Annotated in this window: 15 protein-coding genes; 6 read left to right on the forward strand and 9 right to left on the reverse strand. The window is 62.9% G+C overall.

All coding sequences use genetic code 11. From position 1 onward, the window contains the following. Position 1: 1 nt before the first annotated feature. The gene (locus IC232_RS02145; RefSeq protein WP_190843235.1) at positions 2 to 874 is read right to left on the reverse strand and encodes a branched-chain amino acid ABC transporter permease; all 873 of its coding nucleotides are present in this window, start codon (positions 872 to 874) and stop codon (positions 2 to 4) included. A gap of 77 nt (positions 875 to 951) precedes the next feature. Then, positions 952 to 2,118: an ABC transporter substrate-binding protein gene (locus tag IC232_RS02150; protein WP_190843236.1), complete on the reverse strand. Its 1,167-nt coding sequence runs from the start codon at positions 2,116 to 2,118 to the stop codon at positions 952 to 954. Positions 2,119 to 2,468: 350 nt separating this feature from the next. Between IC232_RS02150 and paaG the strand changes: the two genes are divergently transcribed. The 4 genes from paaG to IC232_RS02170 are packed head-to-tail and all read left to right on the forward strand — an operon-like array spanning position 2,469 to position 5,727. Next, positions 2,469 to 3,260, forward strand: a complete 792-nt coding sequence (paaG, locus tag IC232_RS02155; protein ID WP_190843437.1) for a 2-(1,2-epoxy-1,2-dihydrophenyl)acetyl-CoA isomerase PaaG — start codon at positions 2,469 to 2,471, stop codon at positions 3,258 to 3,260. Next, the gene (gene paaI, locus IC232_RS02160) at positions 3,260 to 3,736 is read left to right on the forward strand and encodes a hydroxyphenylacetyl-CoA thioesterase PaaI (protein WP_190843237.1); all 477 of its coding nucleotides are present in this window, start codon (positions 3,260 to 3,262) and stop codon (positions 3,734 to 3,736) included. The genes paaG and paaI overlap by 1 nt, the downstream gene beginning before the upstream one ends. Before the next feature lie 13 nt (positions 3,737 to 3,749). Then, the gene (gene paaK, locus IC232_RS02165; protein ID WP_190843238.1) at positions 3,750 to 5,084 is read left to right on the forward strand and encodes a phenylacetate--CoA ligase PaaK; all 1,335 of its coding nucleotides are present in this window, start codon (positions 3,750 to 3,752) and stop codon (positions 5,082 to 5,084) included. Positions 5,085 to 5,091: 7 nt separating this feature from the next. Then, the gene (locus IC232_RS02170; protein ID WP_190843239.1) at positions 5,092 to 5,727 is read left to right on the forward strand and encodes a TetR/AcrR family transcriptional regulator; all 636 of its coding nucleotides are present in this window, start codon (positions 5,092 to 5,094) and stop codon (positions 5,725 to 5,727) included. A 29-nt stretch (positions 5,728 to 5,756) separates the two neighbouring features. Here IC232_RS02170 and IC232_RS02175 read toward each other — a convergent pair whose 3' ends face one another. The 7 genes from IC232_RS02175 to IC232_RS02205 form a co-directional block, all read right to left on the reverse strand. Continuing rightward, complete coding sequence (locus IC232_RS02175) at positions 5,757 to 6,560, reverse strand: Phenylacetic acid catabolic protein (RefSeq protein WP_190843240.1); 804 nt, start codon at positions 6,558 to 6,560, stop codon at positions 5,757 to 5,759. 15 nt (positions 6,561 to 6,575) lie between these two features. Next, the gene (paaE, locus tag IC232_RS02180; protein ID WP_190843241.1) at positions 6,576 to 7,652 is read right to left on the reverse strand and encodes a 1,2-phenylacetyl-CoA epoxidase subunit PaaE; all 1,077 of its coding nucleotides are present in this window, start codon (positions 7,650 to 7,652) and stop codon (positions 6,576 to 6,578) included. A 16-nt stretch (positions 7,653 to 7,668) separates the two neighbouring features. Continuing rightward, positions 7,669 to 8,181 carry a 1,2-phenylacetyl-CoA epoxidase subunit PaaD gene (paaD, locus tag IC232_RS02185; protein ID WP_190843242.1) on the reverse strand — a complete coding sequence of 171 codons (513 nt, stop codon included), beginning with the start codon at positions 8,179 to 8,181 and terminating at the stop codon, positions 7,669 to 7,671. A gap of 7 nt (positions 8,182 to 8,188) precedes the next feature. Further along, positions 8,189 to 8,947, reverse strand: a complete 759-nt coding sequence (gene paaC, locus IC232_RS02190) for a 1,2-phenylacetyl-CoA epoxidase subunit PaaC (RefSeq protein ID WP_190843243.1) — start codon at positions 8,945 to 8,947, stop codon at positions 8,189 to 8,191. Then, positions 8,947 to 9,237, reverse strand: a complete 291-nt coding sequence (paaB, locus tag IC232_RS02195) for a 1,2-phenylacetyl-CoA epoxidase subunit PaaB (RefSeq protein ID WP_036358944.1) — start codon at positions 9,235 to 9,237, stop codon at positions 8,947 to 8,949. Before paaB ends, paaC begins: the two co-directional genes overlap by 1 nt. Before the next feature lie 14 nt (positions 9,238 to 9,251). Further along, positions 9,252 to 10,247: a 1,2-phenylacetyl-CoA epoxidase subunit PaaA gene (paaA, locus tag IC232_RS02200; protein ID WP_190843244.1), complete on the reverse strand. Its 996-nt coding sequence runs from the start codon at positions 10,245 to 10,247 to the stop codon at positions 9,252 to 9,254. 222 nt (positions 10,248 to 10,469) lie between these two features. Then, on the reverse strand, positions 10,470 to 11,366 hold the full coding sequence (locus IC232_RS02205; RefSeq protein WP_190843245.1) for a PaaX family transcriptional regulator C-terminal domain-containing protein: 897 nt from the start codon (positions 11,364 to 11,366) through the stop codon (positions 10,470 to 10,472). A 200-nt stretch (positions 11,367 to 11,566) separates the two neighbouring features. Here IC232_RS02205 and paaZ point away from each other — a divergent pair, with 200 nt between their 5' ends. Next, positions 11,567 to 13,594 carry a phenylacetic acid degradation bifunctional protein PaaZ gene (paaZ, locus tag IC232_RS02210; RefSeq protein WP_190843246.1) on the forward strand — a complete coding sequence of 676 codons (2,028 nt, stop codon included), beginning with the start codon at positions 11,567 to 11,569 and terminating at the stop codon, positions 13,592 to 13,594. A 104-nt stretch (positions 13,595 to 13,698) separates the two neighbouring features. Next, positions 13,699 to 14,124, forward strand: coding sequence for a PaaI family thioesterase (locus IC232_RS02215; protein WP_190843247.1), 426 nt, complete (start codon positions 13,699 to 13,701; stop codon positions 14,122 to 14,124). Positions 14,125 to 14,135 lie beyond the last annotated feature (11 nt).

A 14,135-nucleotide genomic window follows, 5' to 3' on the forward strand; every position in this document is an offset into this window, starting at 1 on the left:
CTCACACCCTCTCGACGGCTCGGCGTCCGAACAGGCCCTGTGGGGCTGCGAACAGGACGATGAGAATGACCAGGAACGCGAAGGCGTCCTTATAGGTGGAACTCAGGTAGCCCGCACCGAAGGCTTCCAGAAGACCGAGCAGAAGCCCACCCACGACGGCTCCCAACGGGTTGCCCATGCCTCCCAACATGGCGGCGGCGAACCCTTTCAGGGCCAGCAGCGTCCCGACATCGTAATTCGTCAGGGTGATCGGCGTGACGAGAATGCCCGCGATCGCACCGATGGCCGCGGAACCTCCGAAAGCCAGTGCCATGATCGTGGTCGTGTTGATGCCCACTAGCCGGGCTGCCAGCCTGTTGGCCGCAGTGGCCAGAACAGCCTTGCCGAGAAGCGTGTGCTCAAGGAAGACGTAAAGCGCCACCACGACCACTGCTGTTCCGCCGAGAACCCAGAAGCTCTGCGGCTGAACGGCCGCGCCAAGGATGTCGATCGGTGTCTCGCCCGTGAAGCCGGGAAGTTTGTGGAACTGCTTGTCGAAGACGATCGCGGCAAGACCACGGAGCAGGATCGACGCACCGATGGTGATGATGATGAGGGTTACAGCCGACGCACCGCGGGCAGGCTCGATAGCGAAGCGATGGAGGAGAAGCCCGATCACCACAGCGGCCACAACGGCAATGACAGCAGCCAGAGGCAGCGGCACGCCGGCGGCCGATGCGAACACCGTCACCATCCCACCGAGCATGACGAACTCGCCCTGGGCGAAGTTCACCACGCCGGATGCATTGTAAATCAGCGTGAAGCCCAGCGCGACGAGCGCATAGACCGCGCCCACCGTCAGACCGGAGATGAGAAACTGGAGGAACTCGGCCATGATGCTGTCCCGCGTTCGTCAGAGTGACGAACGGGAGGCCGATGATCAGCCTCCCGTTTGGTCCATACCGGCGAGGATCAGCTGCCTGATGCCACCAGGTTCCAGTCGCCACCCTTGATCTCGAGCATGCGGAAGGCCGAGAGATCGAGGCCGAGATGATCCGTGGCCGACATGTTCACGATGCCGCCGGTTCCCACGAAGCCCTTGGTCTTCTCGATCTCGTCACGGATCTTCCCGGAATCCGTGGAGTTGGCGCGCTTCATCGCCTCGACCAGGATGAAGAGACCGTCATAGGCATGGCCGCCGAAAGTCGAGACGGGTTGCTTCGTGGCGCTCTCGTAGGCCTGCTTGTACTCGGTCACCACCTTCTTCTGCGGATCGCTGTCAGGCAGCTTGTCGCCCACGAGCAGGGCTGCGGCCGGCAGGCGAACACCTTCCGCCGCAGCACCCGCGAGATCGATGAAGCTCTTCGAGGCAACGCCGTGGCTCTGGTAGAACGGGATGCTGTTCATGCCGAGCTGCGCATAGTTGCGGGTCACGATGGCAGGACCCTGGCCGAAGCCTGGGTTCACCACGGCCTGCACGCCGGCGGTGTTCTTGATCTTGGTGAGCTGAGCGGTCATGTCACTGTCGCGCGGGCCGTAATTCTCGTCGGCGACGATCTGCATGCCGTAATTCGGCGCGACCTTCACACATTGCGCCCGCATGGAAGCGCCGAAGCCGTCGGTTCCTGAGATCAGGCCGATCTTGGTAAGATTGCGCCGCTTGAGATCCTCGAAGATCTTCTCGCAGGCCATCTTGTCGGTATGCGGCGTCTTGAAGACAAACTTGCGCACGGGGTCGATCACCTCGATGGCACCCGCGAGCGAAATGAAGGGGATCTTGGCATCCTCGAACACCGGAATCATCGCCATGGTGCTGCCGGTGGTCGTGCCGCCGACCATGGCAATCACCTCGTCATCCTCGACGAGGCGTGTCGCGAAGGTGCGGGCCTTGTTGGCGTCGCCGCCATCGTCGTAGATCACGAGTTCGATCTTCTTGCCGGCAACACCGCCGGCCGCGTTGATCTTGTCGACATAGAGCCGCAGCGTCTTGTCCTCGGGCTCTCCAAGGAACGACGATGGGCCGGTGACCGAGAGCACCGATCCGATCTTGACGGTATCCTGCGCGTTGGCGCCGTGAGACATGCCAACACTGAGAGCGCCGGCAGCCAGCATCATCTTGAGCGTCGTTTGTGATTTCATCCGTTTCCTCCTGGTTGTCGTCGTTTGTTTTTATGTGTTCTTGCACCGTGAGTCGTCCCACCAGCGACCCTTCAGGTCATGGCGGCTCGAACACGGTGGAATGGGAAAGCCGTACGGGTGAAGCAGGCGTCGATGCTTCGGCAGTCATGTGGGTGCACAGCCTGCGAGGCTTGGGTGAGCGTATCCCGATGGTCTTCGAAAAATCCCATCTCATGCGGCTCCGTGCGAGCTGTGAATGCTCTCATTGACCCTTTGTCCAACATCAATATAATTGACCGAACGGTTGGTCAATAGTAAACAAGTCGCAAGACGACCCGCTTGCCATCAGCGAAGAATTCGGGAGGGCCATGGTGGAGAATGATCTCATCCTCACGGACAGGCGAGAGGGCTACCGCGTCATCACCCTCAACCGGCCCGATCGCCTCAACTCCTTCAACGAGGCGATGCATGCGGCCCTGATGACGGCGCTTCTCGATGCGGAGGCTGATGGTGATTGCCGAGCGCTGATCCTCACCGGCGCCGGGCGCGGATTCTGCGCCGGCCAGGACCTGTCGGACCGCGTCTTCAGCCCGGGGCAGGCGCCCGATCTCTCCTCCACGCTGGAGCGGCTCTACAACCCGCTCGTGCGCAAGCTGCGCGCATTGCAGATGCCCGTCATCTGCGCCGTCAACGGCGTGGCGGCCGGTGCCGGCGCCAACATCGCGCTCGCCTGCGACATCATACTGGCGGCGCGCTCGGCAAAATTCATCCAGGCCTTTGCGAAGCTCGGCCTCGTTCCCGACTCTGGGGGAACCTGGTTCCTGCCGCGCCTCGTCGGCCCAGCCCGCGCCCGTGCTCTCGCCCTGCTCGCCGAACCGGTGCAGGCTGAGCAGGCGGAAGCCTGGGGCATGATCTGGAAGGCGGTCGACGATGCAAGCCTCATGGACGAGGCGCATCGCCTGGCAGCTCACTTCGCGACGCAGCCGACCGTCGGTCTTGGGCTGATCAAGCAAGCGCTCGATGCTTCGCAGACGAATGATCTCAGTCAGCAACTCGATTTGGAGCGAGACCTGCAGGGCCGGGCCGGCCGTACGCCGGACTACGTGGAAGGCGTCATGGCCTTCTTCGAGAAGCGGCAGCCCAAGTTCACGGGAAAAGCCTGATGGACGCGCCCTCCTCCGTCATCGCCGCCCACGACGTCGCGCAAGCCTGCGCGCAAGCCATGTGGGCCGAGGATCAGGCGAGCCAGGGCCTCGGCATGGTGGTGGAGCGGGTGGCACCCGGCGAGGCGGTTCTGTCCATGCCGATCCGCCCCGACATGACGAACGGCCACGGCATCTGCCACGGCGGCTTCATCTTCACGCTGGCCGACTCGGCCTTTGCGTTCGCCTGCAACACCTACAACCAGCGCACCGTCGCGCAGCAATGCACTGTCACGTTCCTGCAGCCCGGCCGGCGGGGCGACACGCTCACGGCCCATGCAGTGGAGCGCAATCGCTCCGGCCGCTCCGGCATTTACGATGTGACGGTTCGCAACGGTCAGGGCGAGGTTGTTGCCGAGTTCCGCGGGCATTCGCGCACGATCGCCGGCACGCTGCTCGCGTCAGGGACGGCCGAGACGGAACCAACAACAAAATGAATGGGAGGTTTGCTTGAACCAGATTCCGCTCCGCAAGCTGTCCGAACTCAAACCCCAGTCCTCTTCCCTCGACCGGCTGGAACTCGCATCCCGTGACGAGCTCTCCGCATGGCAGCGCGAGCGCCTCGCCTGGTCCCTGCGCCACGCCTACGAGAACGTGCCGCACTACCGAGCAAAGTTCGACGCAGCCGGCGTTCATCCGGACGACTTCAAGGATCTCGGCGACCTCGCCAAATTTCCGTTCACCACCAAGGCGGACCTGCGCGACAATTATCCCTTCGGCATGTTCGCCGTGCCTCAGGATCAGGTCGCCCGCGTGCACGGCTCGTCGGGCACCACCGGCAAGCCCACGGTCGTGGGTTATACCAAGCGCGACATCGATACCTGGGCCGATGTGATGGCGCGCTCGATCCGGGCGAGCGGCGCGCGTCCGGGCATGAAGGTGCATGTGGCCTATGGCTACGGTCTCTTCACCGGCGGGTTGGGCGCACATTACGGCGCGGAGCGCCTCGGCTGCATGGTGATCCCCATGTCGGGCGGCATGACCGAGCGCCAGGTGCAGCTCATCCAGGATTTCCAGCCCGACGTGATCATGGTCACGCCCTCATACATGCTGGCGATCCTGGACGAATTCCGCAAGCAGGGTCTCGATCCACGCCAATCGTCGCTTAAAGTCGGCATCTTCGGCGCGGAGCCCTGGACGAACGCCATGCGGGCCGAGATCGAGGAGGCCTTCGACATCCATGCGGTGGACATCTACGGCCTCTCCGAGGTCATGGGTCCGGGCGTCGCCTGCGAGTGCATCGAGACCAAGGATGGCCTGCACATCTGGGAGGATCACTTCTACCCGGAGGTGATCCATCCGGTCACGGGCGAGGTGCTGCCCGACGGCGAGGAGGGTGAGCTTGTCTTCACGTCGCTGACCAAGGAGGCCATGCCCGTCATCCGCTACCGCACCCGCGACCTGACCCGGCTCATGCCCGGCACCGCGCGCACCATGCGGCGCATGGAGAAGGTCACCGGCCGCACCGATGACATGATGATCATCCGCGGCGTGAACGTCTTCCCCACCCAGATCGAGGAAAAGCTCCTGCAGATCCCGACCCTGTCGGGCCACTACCAGATCGTGCTGACCCGCGATGGCCGCATGGACCAGATGGAGATCCGGGCCGAGATCCGGCCGGAGGCCGACTACCCGGAAACCCGCAAGGCGGCCGCGGACCGCTTGGGACAGGCAATCAAGGATACCATTGGCATCACAGCTCAGGTAAACGTCCTCGACCCTGAAGGGATCGAGCGTTCGCTGGGTAAGGCGAAGCGCGTGATCGACCGCAGACCGAAAGAATAGCAAACCCATGGCCCGCACCCGCGCCAGCAATTACGACGACAAACGCCGGGCGATCCTCGATCGCTCAGCCGAGCTCTTTGCCGAGCATGGCTATGACCGCGCCTCCATGAGCAAGATCGCCGAGGCCTGCGGGGTCTCTAAAGCAAACCTCTACCATTACTACCGGGACAAGGAGGAACTGCTCTTCGACGTGATCCGCTTCCACCTCGAGGAACTGCTTGAGGTGGTGGAAGCCGCCGACCGGCCGGACCTTGCACCCGGCGATCGTCTCAGGACGCTCGTTGCCGCGATCCTTGAAGCCTACCGGGACGCGGATGCCCAACACAGCGTTCAGATCAACGGCCTTCGCCTGCTGCCGTCCGACCGTCAGGCCGAGCTCAAATCCATGGAACGCGATCTGGTAAAGATCTTCTCCGACGCGGTGGCCGGCGTCGCGCCTCAGCTCAAGGGAACGAAGCTGCTCAAGCCCGTGACCATGTCCCTCTTCGGCATGATCAACTGGCACTATCTCTGGTTCAAGAGCAACGGCGAAGTGACGCGAGCGGATTATGCGGAGCTTGTCGCGCAGCTGATCGTGGACGGAACGCGCAATCTCCACGCCGACTCCGCAGCGGCGCCACGTCGCGTCACGGCCGCGGAGTAACGAACGGGCAACTCTGCACGGGTTTGAGATTACTGCAAGGAGACCTGTCCGTCGACCTCATGCGGTGCGGCACCGGGAGCAATAAGACCGAACCGCGAGAGAATCGGGCGGACGATGCCCTGCCATTGGGCGAGAAGTTCCGCCCTGCCCTTCTGGCGCAATCCGTACTTCCGATGCTGCGCGAAATGATCCGACATGCTGCTCCCGAAAGTATCAGCAACCCGCGGATACCAGTAGTTCACTGAGGCTTGAGCATCAGTCCTGTCGTGACCCTTCTCCAGTGCCGCCTGCAGCCCGTGCTCACCGAGTTCCGCGTGGTGCCTCTCGACGGGTAGGACGGCTGTGAGGACATCAGCAAGAGGCTGGTAGGAGCCGCGGCTGAGCTCATCGAGCTGCACCACGGTCGCCTGTCCCATAAGGCAGTTCATGACCACCGCATCAACCCAGCCGTTGATCGGATAGTGAAACACATTAAGGCGCATGTCTCCGTCCATACGCCGCATGCCGAGTGTAACGCTGCGATCGAGGCGCGAGGCCCAGGGGTGAGCCCCCACATACTGATCCATGTTGGCCCCGAACTGCTCCATCAATTCGAGAACCTGGCGGGCATGATCGAATTTCTGCAGCACGATGTGCGTGGCTGTGATCCGCTCCCTGAGGCCAGGCGCCAGGTTGATGCAGTCGGCAAAGCCTGAAGCGCCGGCCATCTCGGAATCGACGAAGATCGACATCAGGCGCATGAGCTCCGCGCGATATCGGGGCGTCACATTGTCGGGCGCGCTCAGGCGGCCGCCGCCGGCCACGAAGCTGACAAGGCCTTCTTCATCGACCATGGCGCACCTCCTCGGTCACTTGTCGAAATCGACCAGGATCTTGTCGCTCACCGGATAGCTCTGGCAGGTGAGAATATAGCCCCGGGTGATCTCGTAATCCTCCAAGGCGAAGTTGGCATCCATGTCGACCTCACCCTCGACCAGCATCGCCCGGCAGGTGGAGCAGACTCCGCCCTTGCAGGCGTAAGGCAACTCAAGCCCTTCCTGGGTGGCGGCATCGAGCACCGACGCGGTGCCTTTCTCGAACGACAGGGTCCGGGCGCGTCCGTCAATGACGATGGTGGCCTCGCAGAGATCCTTGTGATTTCGGGCCTGCTCTTCTTCGGGCTTGCGCGGGCGGCGGCTTGGCGTGGATGTGGCGAAGAGCTCGAACTTGATCTTGCGCTTGTCGAGCCCGTGTTCCTCAAGGCTTTTCGCGACCCCCAGCATCATGTCCTGCGGCCCGCAGATGAAGGCGGTGTCGATGGTGGACGCGTCGATCCAGTGTTCGAGAAGCTGGTCGCACTTCTCCTTGGTCAGACGGCCGTTGAACAGGTCGATGTCCTGCTGCTCGCGGCTGAGGATATGGATGAGGCTGAAGCGCTCGAGATGCTCGCTCTTGAGATCCTCCAACTCCTCCCGGAACATGATGGAGCTCGATGCACGGTTGCCGTAGAAGAGGGTGAAGGAGGATTGCGGCTCTGCCAGAAGCGTCGTCTTGATGATGCTCAGCAGCGGTGTGATTCCGCTGCCCGCCGCAAAGCCCACAAAATGCCTTTTCTGCGTCTTGTCGAGGGGCACGAAGAAGTTGCCCATCGGCGGCATGGCCTCGATCACATGGCCGGAGGCCAGCTGCTCGCTTACCCAGTTCGAGAACACACCGCCTGCGATCTTCTTGATGCCGATCCGGAGCTTTCCCTCCGTCGGAGCGGCGCAGATGGAATAGGACCGCCGGACCTCGTCGCCATCGATATTCGTGCGCAGGGTCAGGTATTGCCCCGGCGAGAAACTAAACGCCTCCTTGTGCTCATCCGGCACGTCCAGCGTGAGGATGATGGCATCGCGCGTCTCGCGCCTGACGTCGGCAACAGTGACGGGGTAGAACTTTGTCATGGAGCGTCCGCTCGTTTCAAATGCACTTGAAGTAGTCGAAAGGCTCGAGGCAATCGTCGCATCGGTACTGCGCCTTGCAGGGCGTCGAGCCGAACTCGCTGATGCGGGCGGTATTCTCGGATTTGCAGCGCGGGCAGGCAATCGTCAGCGGCTTGCGCAGCAGGCGGTCGAATACCGAGGGGCCTCCCGCGTTCTCGGCCGGCGGCGCGATGCCGTAAGCTTCGAGCTTGCGCCTTCCTTCAGCACTGATCCAGTCCGTTGTCCAAGGCGGGGATAGCCGGCGTTCGACGCGCAGGCGATCAAGTCCCTTCGCTCGCAGGGCTGACTCGATGTCGAGCGCAATGACACTCGTTGCAGGGCAGCCCGAATAGGTGGGTGTGATCGCCACGACGAGGTCGTCGCCCGACCATTGCACATCGCGGACGATGCCGAGATCCATGACGGAGACGGCAGGCACTTCCGGGTCCGGAACCTCTTCCAGCCACGTTCTGATCTGCTCCAGATCCGGCCGCGTCAGGCTGCTCGTCATCGCCGCCTCACCAAGTTGCGTTGGGATAAGCTCGCTGCAGGAACTGGAGATCCGCCAGGATGTAGCCGAGATGCTCCGAGTGCATGCCCCGCTTGCCGCCCCGCTGCGCCCATCCGGGCTGCGGCAGGGTGAGCGTGGCGTCCTCGGCGGTCGTTCGCATCAGGCCGAGCCATGGCTCGTGCAGGGCTGCGAGATCGGGACCGACGCTCTCACGCATCATCGCTTGGTCCACCTCGTCGGATTCGAACATCTCGCCCGTGTACATCCAGAGATCGTCAATGGCCGCCTGCATGCGGCGATGGCTCTCTTCCGTGCCGTCGCCGAGGCGCAGCACCCACTCCTGGCTGCGCTCCAGGTGATAGGTAACCTCTTTAAGACCCTTGGCGGCGATCTCGGCAATGCGCGCATCCTTTGAGCCCGTGAGCTCCCGCAGCAGCAGGTAATGCCAGGCGTCGAAATAGAACTGGCGCGCCATGGTGGCGGCAAAGTCGCCGTTCGGCTGCTCGACGAGCAGGAGATTGCGGAAGTCGCGGGCATCGCGCAGGTAAGCGAGCTTGTCGGCGTCCCGCCCCTTGCCCTCGATCTCGCCTGCCAGGTTGAGCCAGAGCTGCGTCTGCCCGATGAGGTCGAGGGCGACGTTGGAGAGCGCCAGATCCTCTTCCAGCGCCGGCGAATGCCCGCACCATTCCGACAGGCGATGCCCGAGGATCAGGGCGTTGTCGCCGAGGCGCAGCAGATACTCGAAGAGAGCCTCCTGCCCGGTCATTACATGTGCCCCAGCTCTTCGGGGATTTCGTAGAAGGTCGGGTGCCGGTAGACCTTGCTGTTGGCCGGATCGAACAGCGGACCCTTCTCGCTCGGCGAGCTCGCCGCAATGTCGGAGGCGCGCACCACCCAGATGCTCACACCCTCATTGCGGCGCGTATAGACGTCGCGCGCATTCATGATCGCCATCTCGGCATCCGGCGCATGCAGGCTGCCCACATGACGATGGGCGAGCCCGTGCTGGCTGCGGATGAACACCTCCCAGAGAGGCCATTCCTTCTTGTCGGTCATCGTCGCTCTCCCGCTCACGCAGCCTTGGCTTTGGCGCGCGCTGCTTTCTTGGCCGCGTAGGCGTCGGCGGCATCGCGCACCCACCGGCCTTCTTCATAGGCCTTCACCCGCGTGCGCAGGCGGTCCCGGTTGCAGGGGCCGTTGCCGGCGATCACCTGATAGAACTCGTCCCAGTTGACCTCGCCGAAATCGTAGTGCCCGCGTTCGGCGTTCCACTTGAGATCGGGATCGGGAACGGTCAGTCCGAGATACTCGGCCTGCGGGACCGTCTGGTCGACGAATTTCTGGCGCAGCTCATCGTTGGAGTTGATCTTGATCTTCCAGCGCATGGACTGGGCGCTGTGAACCGACTCCGCATCGGACGGACCGAACATCATCAGGGATGGCCACCACCAGCGGTTCAGCGCATCCTGCGCCATCGCCTTCTGCTCGGGGGTGCCGCGGGCGAGCTTCGTCATCGCGTCGTAGCCCTGGCGCTGGTGGAAGCTCTCCTCCTTGCAGATGCGGATCATGGCGCGGGAATAGGGACCATAGGAGCAGCGCTGCAGCGGCACCTGGTTCATGATCGCGGCACCGTCCACGAGCCAGCCGATGGCGCCGATATCGGCCCAGGTGATCGTCGGGTAATTGAAGATGCTCGAATACTTCGCCTTGCCGCTGTTGAGCTGCTCCATAAGCTCGTCGCGGCTCACGCCGAGCGTCTCGGCGGCGCAATAGAGATAGAGACCATGGCCCGCCTCGTCCTGCACCTTGGCGAGCAGGATGGCCTTGCGCTCCAGCGTCGGCGCGCGGGTGATCCAGTTGCCCTCGGGCTGCATGCCGATGATCTCGGAATGGGCATGCTGGGAGATCTGCCGGATGAGGGTCTTGCGATAGGCTTCCGGCATCCACTCCTTGGGCTCGATCTTGATGTCCTGGTCGACGCGATCCTGGAAGGCGCGCTCCTCAGGGGACATCTCTTCCTTGGACTGGATATGATCGACGCCCGTCTTCACCATCTGTGCGTACACGGCGCTTCTCCTTGAGCCTTCGTTCGGTTCACTCCTCCCAAGCCACCCCCCTGAAATGAGAACCAGGCAGCTTCGAAGGGTTGGAGGCCATTGCCCACCCGGGCGCATAGTCAACGCTGTTCCGGTCGTTAGCGCTCCAAGGCAAGGCGGATTGCCCCGTCAGCGCTTCACTTAATATGTCACAAAAAATTAGTTATTCAAGATTTTCTTGTAACTTATCTTTCAGACAACCTTCAGCTTGGCTGAGGCCGGGATCGACTCGAACCGTTCCGCGAAGCCCCTGTCGGCCTCCGGCAGCGGCCCCTTGTCGTCCTGGGCATGGGTGTCGATCCATCGCTCGGAGGCCGGCAGCAGGGTCTTGTAGATCGTCCCGCAGAGTGCGCGGGCGCTCGCTCCCGCCCATGGCTTCGGAAGGAGTTGCGCCGGCAGCAGGGGATCCTTCAGGACAGCGCGACGATAGTCGTGGATCAACAGGATCCGGACCAGGAGGGCATCCAGATTCGTGAACCCGCTCCCCCGCTCAAGAGCCGAGAGCGTGCCGGAATAGGTGTCGATAAAGCGCTGATACCGGCTTTCGATGTCCGCGAGCGGCCAAGCCCGTTCCACGAGCCGCTGGGCTGTGGGCAGATCGGCCGGCACAGCGGAAAGCCGCAGAAAGGTGGCGGCTTCTCCGGCTGATGCGGAAGCGGCAATCATGAGATCCGTTCCAAGAATCCCATACCCGGCCTCCGACAGCTCGGCCTTGAGGGCGGTCCGGTCCTGGGCATTCTCAAGCAGCAGAAGGTCGAAGGAGCCATGCCAATCCTGGGGCAGATCGGCATAGATCCGCTGCGTCGCTTGGGCAAAGGCCTGCCGCCCCTGAGGAGCGAGCCGGTAATAGCTGTTGCGCCCCAACTTCCACCGCTCGAACCATCCGTCCGACACGAGGCGGGACAAGGCCGTTCTCACGAGCGTATCGCTGATCCGGAATGCCCGCATGATCTCGTGAAGCGAAGCCAGCGACAACACCCCGCCCCGAGGTGCCACCGCATCCCCGAAGACGGTCACGATCAGGGAGCCTGCCCTGATCGGGGTTCGCTCGTGGAACCTGTCGAGGAGGGCTTCGACAAACCCGGCCATTCAAACCCACTCCATTTGCTTGTCGGATACGAAGCCGCCTCTCGGCTGCAGTTCTCACCTATCGATTCTTTCCCCGAATTGTCGAGATATGGCCCGAACTGGTGCTGGCAAAATTCCTTGACTAACCGACCGGTCGGTCAATAATGCTGCATGGACCCGGCGATGCCGATGCAGCCACCATTCATCATCCAAGGTGCCCCATGAGACTTGAAAGCTTCGTTCGCGGAAGTTGGATGTCGCCCGGCCAGGAACTCACTGAGGTTCGCGGCGCGGTGACCGGCGACGTGGTTGCCGAGGTTGCCAGCGGCGGTCTCGATATGGGCGAGGTGCTGGCCTATGCCCGGCAGGTCGGCGGCCCTAATCTGCGACGTCTGACCTTCCACCAGCGTGCAGAGCTTCTGAAAGCTCTTGCCATCTATCTGTCAGAGCGCAAGGAGCAACTCTACAAGCTCTCCTATCAGACAGGTACCACGCGATCCGACAATTTCATCGATGTGGACGGCGGCATCGGCACCCTGTTCGTCTATGCCTCCAAAGGCCGCCGCGAGCTGCCCAACACCACCTTCCTCATCGATGGCGCCGTGGAGCCCTTGTCGAAGGGCGGCAGCTTCGTCGGCCAGCACGTGATGGCGCCCCTGGCCGGTGTCGCCGTCCACATCAACGCCTTCAATTTCCCCTGCTGGGGCATGCTGGAGAAGCTCGCGCCAGCGATCCTGGCCGGCGTGCCGGTGGTGACGAAGCCCGCGACGATCACGTCCTACGTGACCCATGCCCTCGTGCGCATGATCGCGGAGTCCCGCATTCTTCCCGAAGGCGCTCTCCAGTGCATCATCGGCTCCACCGGCGATCTGTTCGACCACCTCACCTGCCAGGACGTGGTGTCCTTCACGGGCTCCGCCGACACGGCACAGAAGCTGCAGCGGCATCCGGTGATTGCTCGGGAGTCCGTCCGCTTCATCGCCGAGCGCGATTCACTCAACGCTGCCATTCTTGCCCCCGACGCCGGACCTGGCTCGCCGGAATTCGACCTTTTCATCAAGGAGGTCGCGAAGGAGATGACCGTCAAGGCCGGTCAGAAATGCACCGCAATCCGTCGCGCCATCGCTCCCAACGCGCATGTTCCTGCAGTCATCGAGGCTTTGCGTGAGCGGCTCTCCAAGGTCACGGTCGGCAACCCCGAACTTGAGAACGTCCGCATGGGCCCGGTCGTCGGTCTCGGCCAGCGCCGCGATGTGCTGGCGCAGGTGACGAAGCTGCGGAGCGAGGCTGACATCGTCGTCGGTGATCCGGAGAATTTCACGGTCGAGGGCGCGGACCGCGAGCGCGGCGCCTTCATTCCGCCGCTTCTGCTGCACTGCCCGGATCCGATCCGCGCCACCAATGTGCATAGCGTCGAGGCCTTCGGCCCGGTCTGCACCGTCATGGGCTATGACGGGCTCGACCAGGCAATGGCGCTTGCGAATCGCGGCGACGGCAGCCTTGTGGCCTCGATCTATACCTATGATCCCGCAGTGGCATCCGATCTCGTCTTCGGTGTCGGCGCTTTCCACGGACGTCTCGTGCTGATCGATCGCGACTGTGCCAAGGAACAGACCGGTCACGGCTCGCCGATGCCGCACATGGTGCATGGCGGGCCGGGACGCGCTGGCGGCGGCGAGGAGCTCGGCGGCATGCGCGGCGTGCATCACTACATGCAGCGCACGGCCTTGCAGGGCTCGCCCGCCATGCTGTCGCGCGTGACGCAGAGCTGGATCAAGGGCGCTCCCATGGTCCAGGAGGGGCGGCACCCCTTCCGCTACCACTTCGAGGACCTCGCCATCGGCCAGACCTTCATCTCGAAGGAGCGCACGATCACTCTTGGGGATATCGAGCATTTTGCCGAGTTCACCGGCGACACCTTCTATGCCCACATGAGTGAAGAAGATACGAAGGACCACCCGTTCTTCCCCGGCCGCGTTGCCCATGGCTACCTGCTCCTGGCCTTCGCGGCAGGCCTGTTCGTCGATCCGGATCTGGGGCCGGTTCTGGCCAATTACGGCCTCGATTCCCTGCGCTTCCTCAAGCCTGTTCAGCCGGGCGAGACCATCAAGGTCCGGTTGACGGCAAAATCCAAGTCGCCACGCAACGAGCAGTATGGCGAGGTGCGCTGGGATGTGGAGATCACCACCGACAAGGACGAGACAGTGGCGACCTATGATCTCCTGACGATGAATGCAGTGCGTGCGTGATGGAAGATTATTGGCAGCGCATGCCGGTTGCTTTGAGATAAGACTGGTATCTGCCGCTTCGTCACGGCTGGGAGCGGATATCAGAAGAATGTTTGGGGGAATCAATGTCCACGTTCGACCAGGCCACCGCCGAGCGGATGCTCACCGATGTCTTTGCGCCCTGGATTCAGGCGCTCGAACTCTCCATCGAGAGCCTCAGCCCTGAGGGCGCGGTTCTGCGCATGCCGTTCTCGGAGAGGCTGTGCCGCGACAATGGCGTGATCTGCGGGCAGGCGCTCATGAGCCTGGCCGACACTGCCATGGTGTTCGCCGTCTCCTCGGCTGGAGGTGCCTATAGGCCCATGACCACGGTCGATCAGACGATGCACTTCCTGCGTCCGGCGGCGAGCGCCGATGTGCTGGCGGAGGCGAAGGTGGTGCGCTTGGGGCGGACCATGGCCTTCGGCAGCGTGACGCTCACCACGGTTGGCGACAGCCGGCCCGTCGCCATCGCGCAGCTTGCTTACGCGCTGCTGCCTGAGAGCAAATAAAATCAGCCGTA

Source organism: Microvirga sp., assembly GCF_014699075.1.
GTDB lineage: Bacteria > Pseudomonadota > Alphaproteobacteria > Rhizobiales > Beijerinckiaceae > Microvirga.

Coding starts and splice junctions, on each gene's coding strand:
- IC232_RS02145 (WP_190843235.1), bottom strand. CDS start 874: ATGGCCGAGTTCCTCCAGTTTCTCATCTCCGGTCTGACGGTGGGCGCG.
- IC232_RS02150 (WP_190843236.1), bottom strand. CDS start 2,118: ATGAAATCACAAACGACGCTCAAGATGATGCTGGCTGCCGGCGCTCTC.
- paaI (WP_190843237.1), top strand. CDS start 3,260: ATGGACGCGCCCTCCTCCGTCATCGCCGCCCACGACGTCGCGCAAGCC.
- IC232_RS02170 (WP_190843239.1), top strand. CDS start 5,092: ATGGCCCGCACCCGCGCCAGCAATTACGACGACAAACGCCGGGCGATC.
- IC232_RS02175 (WP_190843240.1), bottom strand. CDS start 6,560: ATGGTCGATGAAGAAGGCCTTGTCAGCTTCGTGGCCGGCGGCGGCCGC.
- paaE (WP_190843241.1), bottom strand. CDS start 7,652: ATGACAAAGTTCTACCCCGTCACTGTTGCCGACGTCAGGCGCGAGACG.
- paaD (WP_190843242.1), bottom strand. CDS start 8,181: ATGACGAGCAGCCTGACGCGGCCGGATCTGGAGCAGATCAGAACGTGG.
- paaC (WP_190843243.1), bottom strand. CDS start 8,947: ATGACCGGGCAGGAGGCTCTCTTCGAGTATCTGCTGCGCCTCGGCGAC.
- paaB (WP_036358944.1), bottom strand. CDS start 9,237: ATGACCGACAAGAAGGAATGGCCTCTCTGGGAGGTGTTCATCCGCAGC.
- IC232_RS02205 (WP_190843245.1), bottom strand. CDS start 11,366: ATGGCCGGGTTTGTCGAAGCCCTCCTCGACAGGTTCCACGAGCGAACC.
- paaZ (WP_190843246.1), top strand. CDS start 11,567: ATGAGACTTGAAAGCTTCGTTCGCGGAAGTTGGATGTCGCCCGGCCAG.
- IC232_RS02215 (WP_190843247.1), top strand. CDS start 13,699: ATGTCCACGTTCGACCAGGCCACCGCCGAGCGGATGCTCACCGATGTC.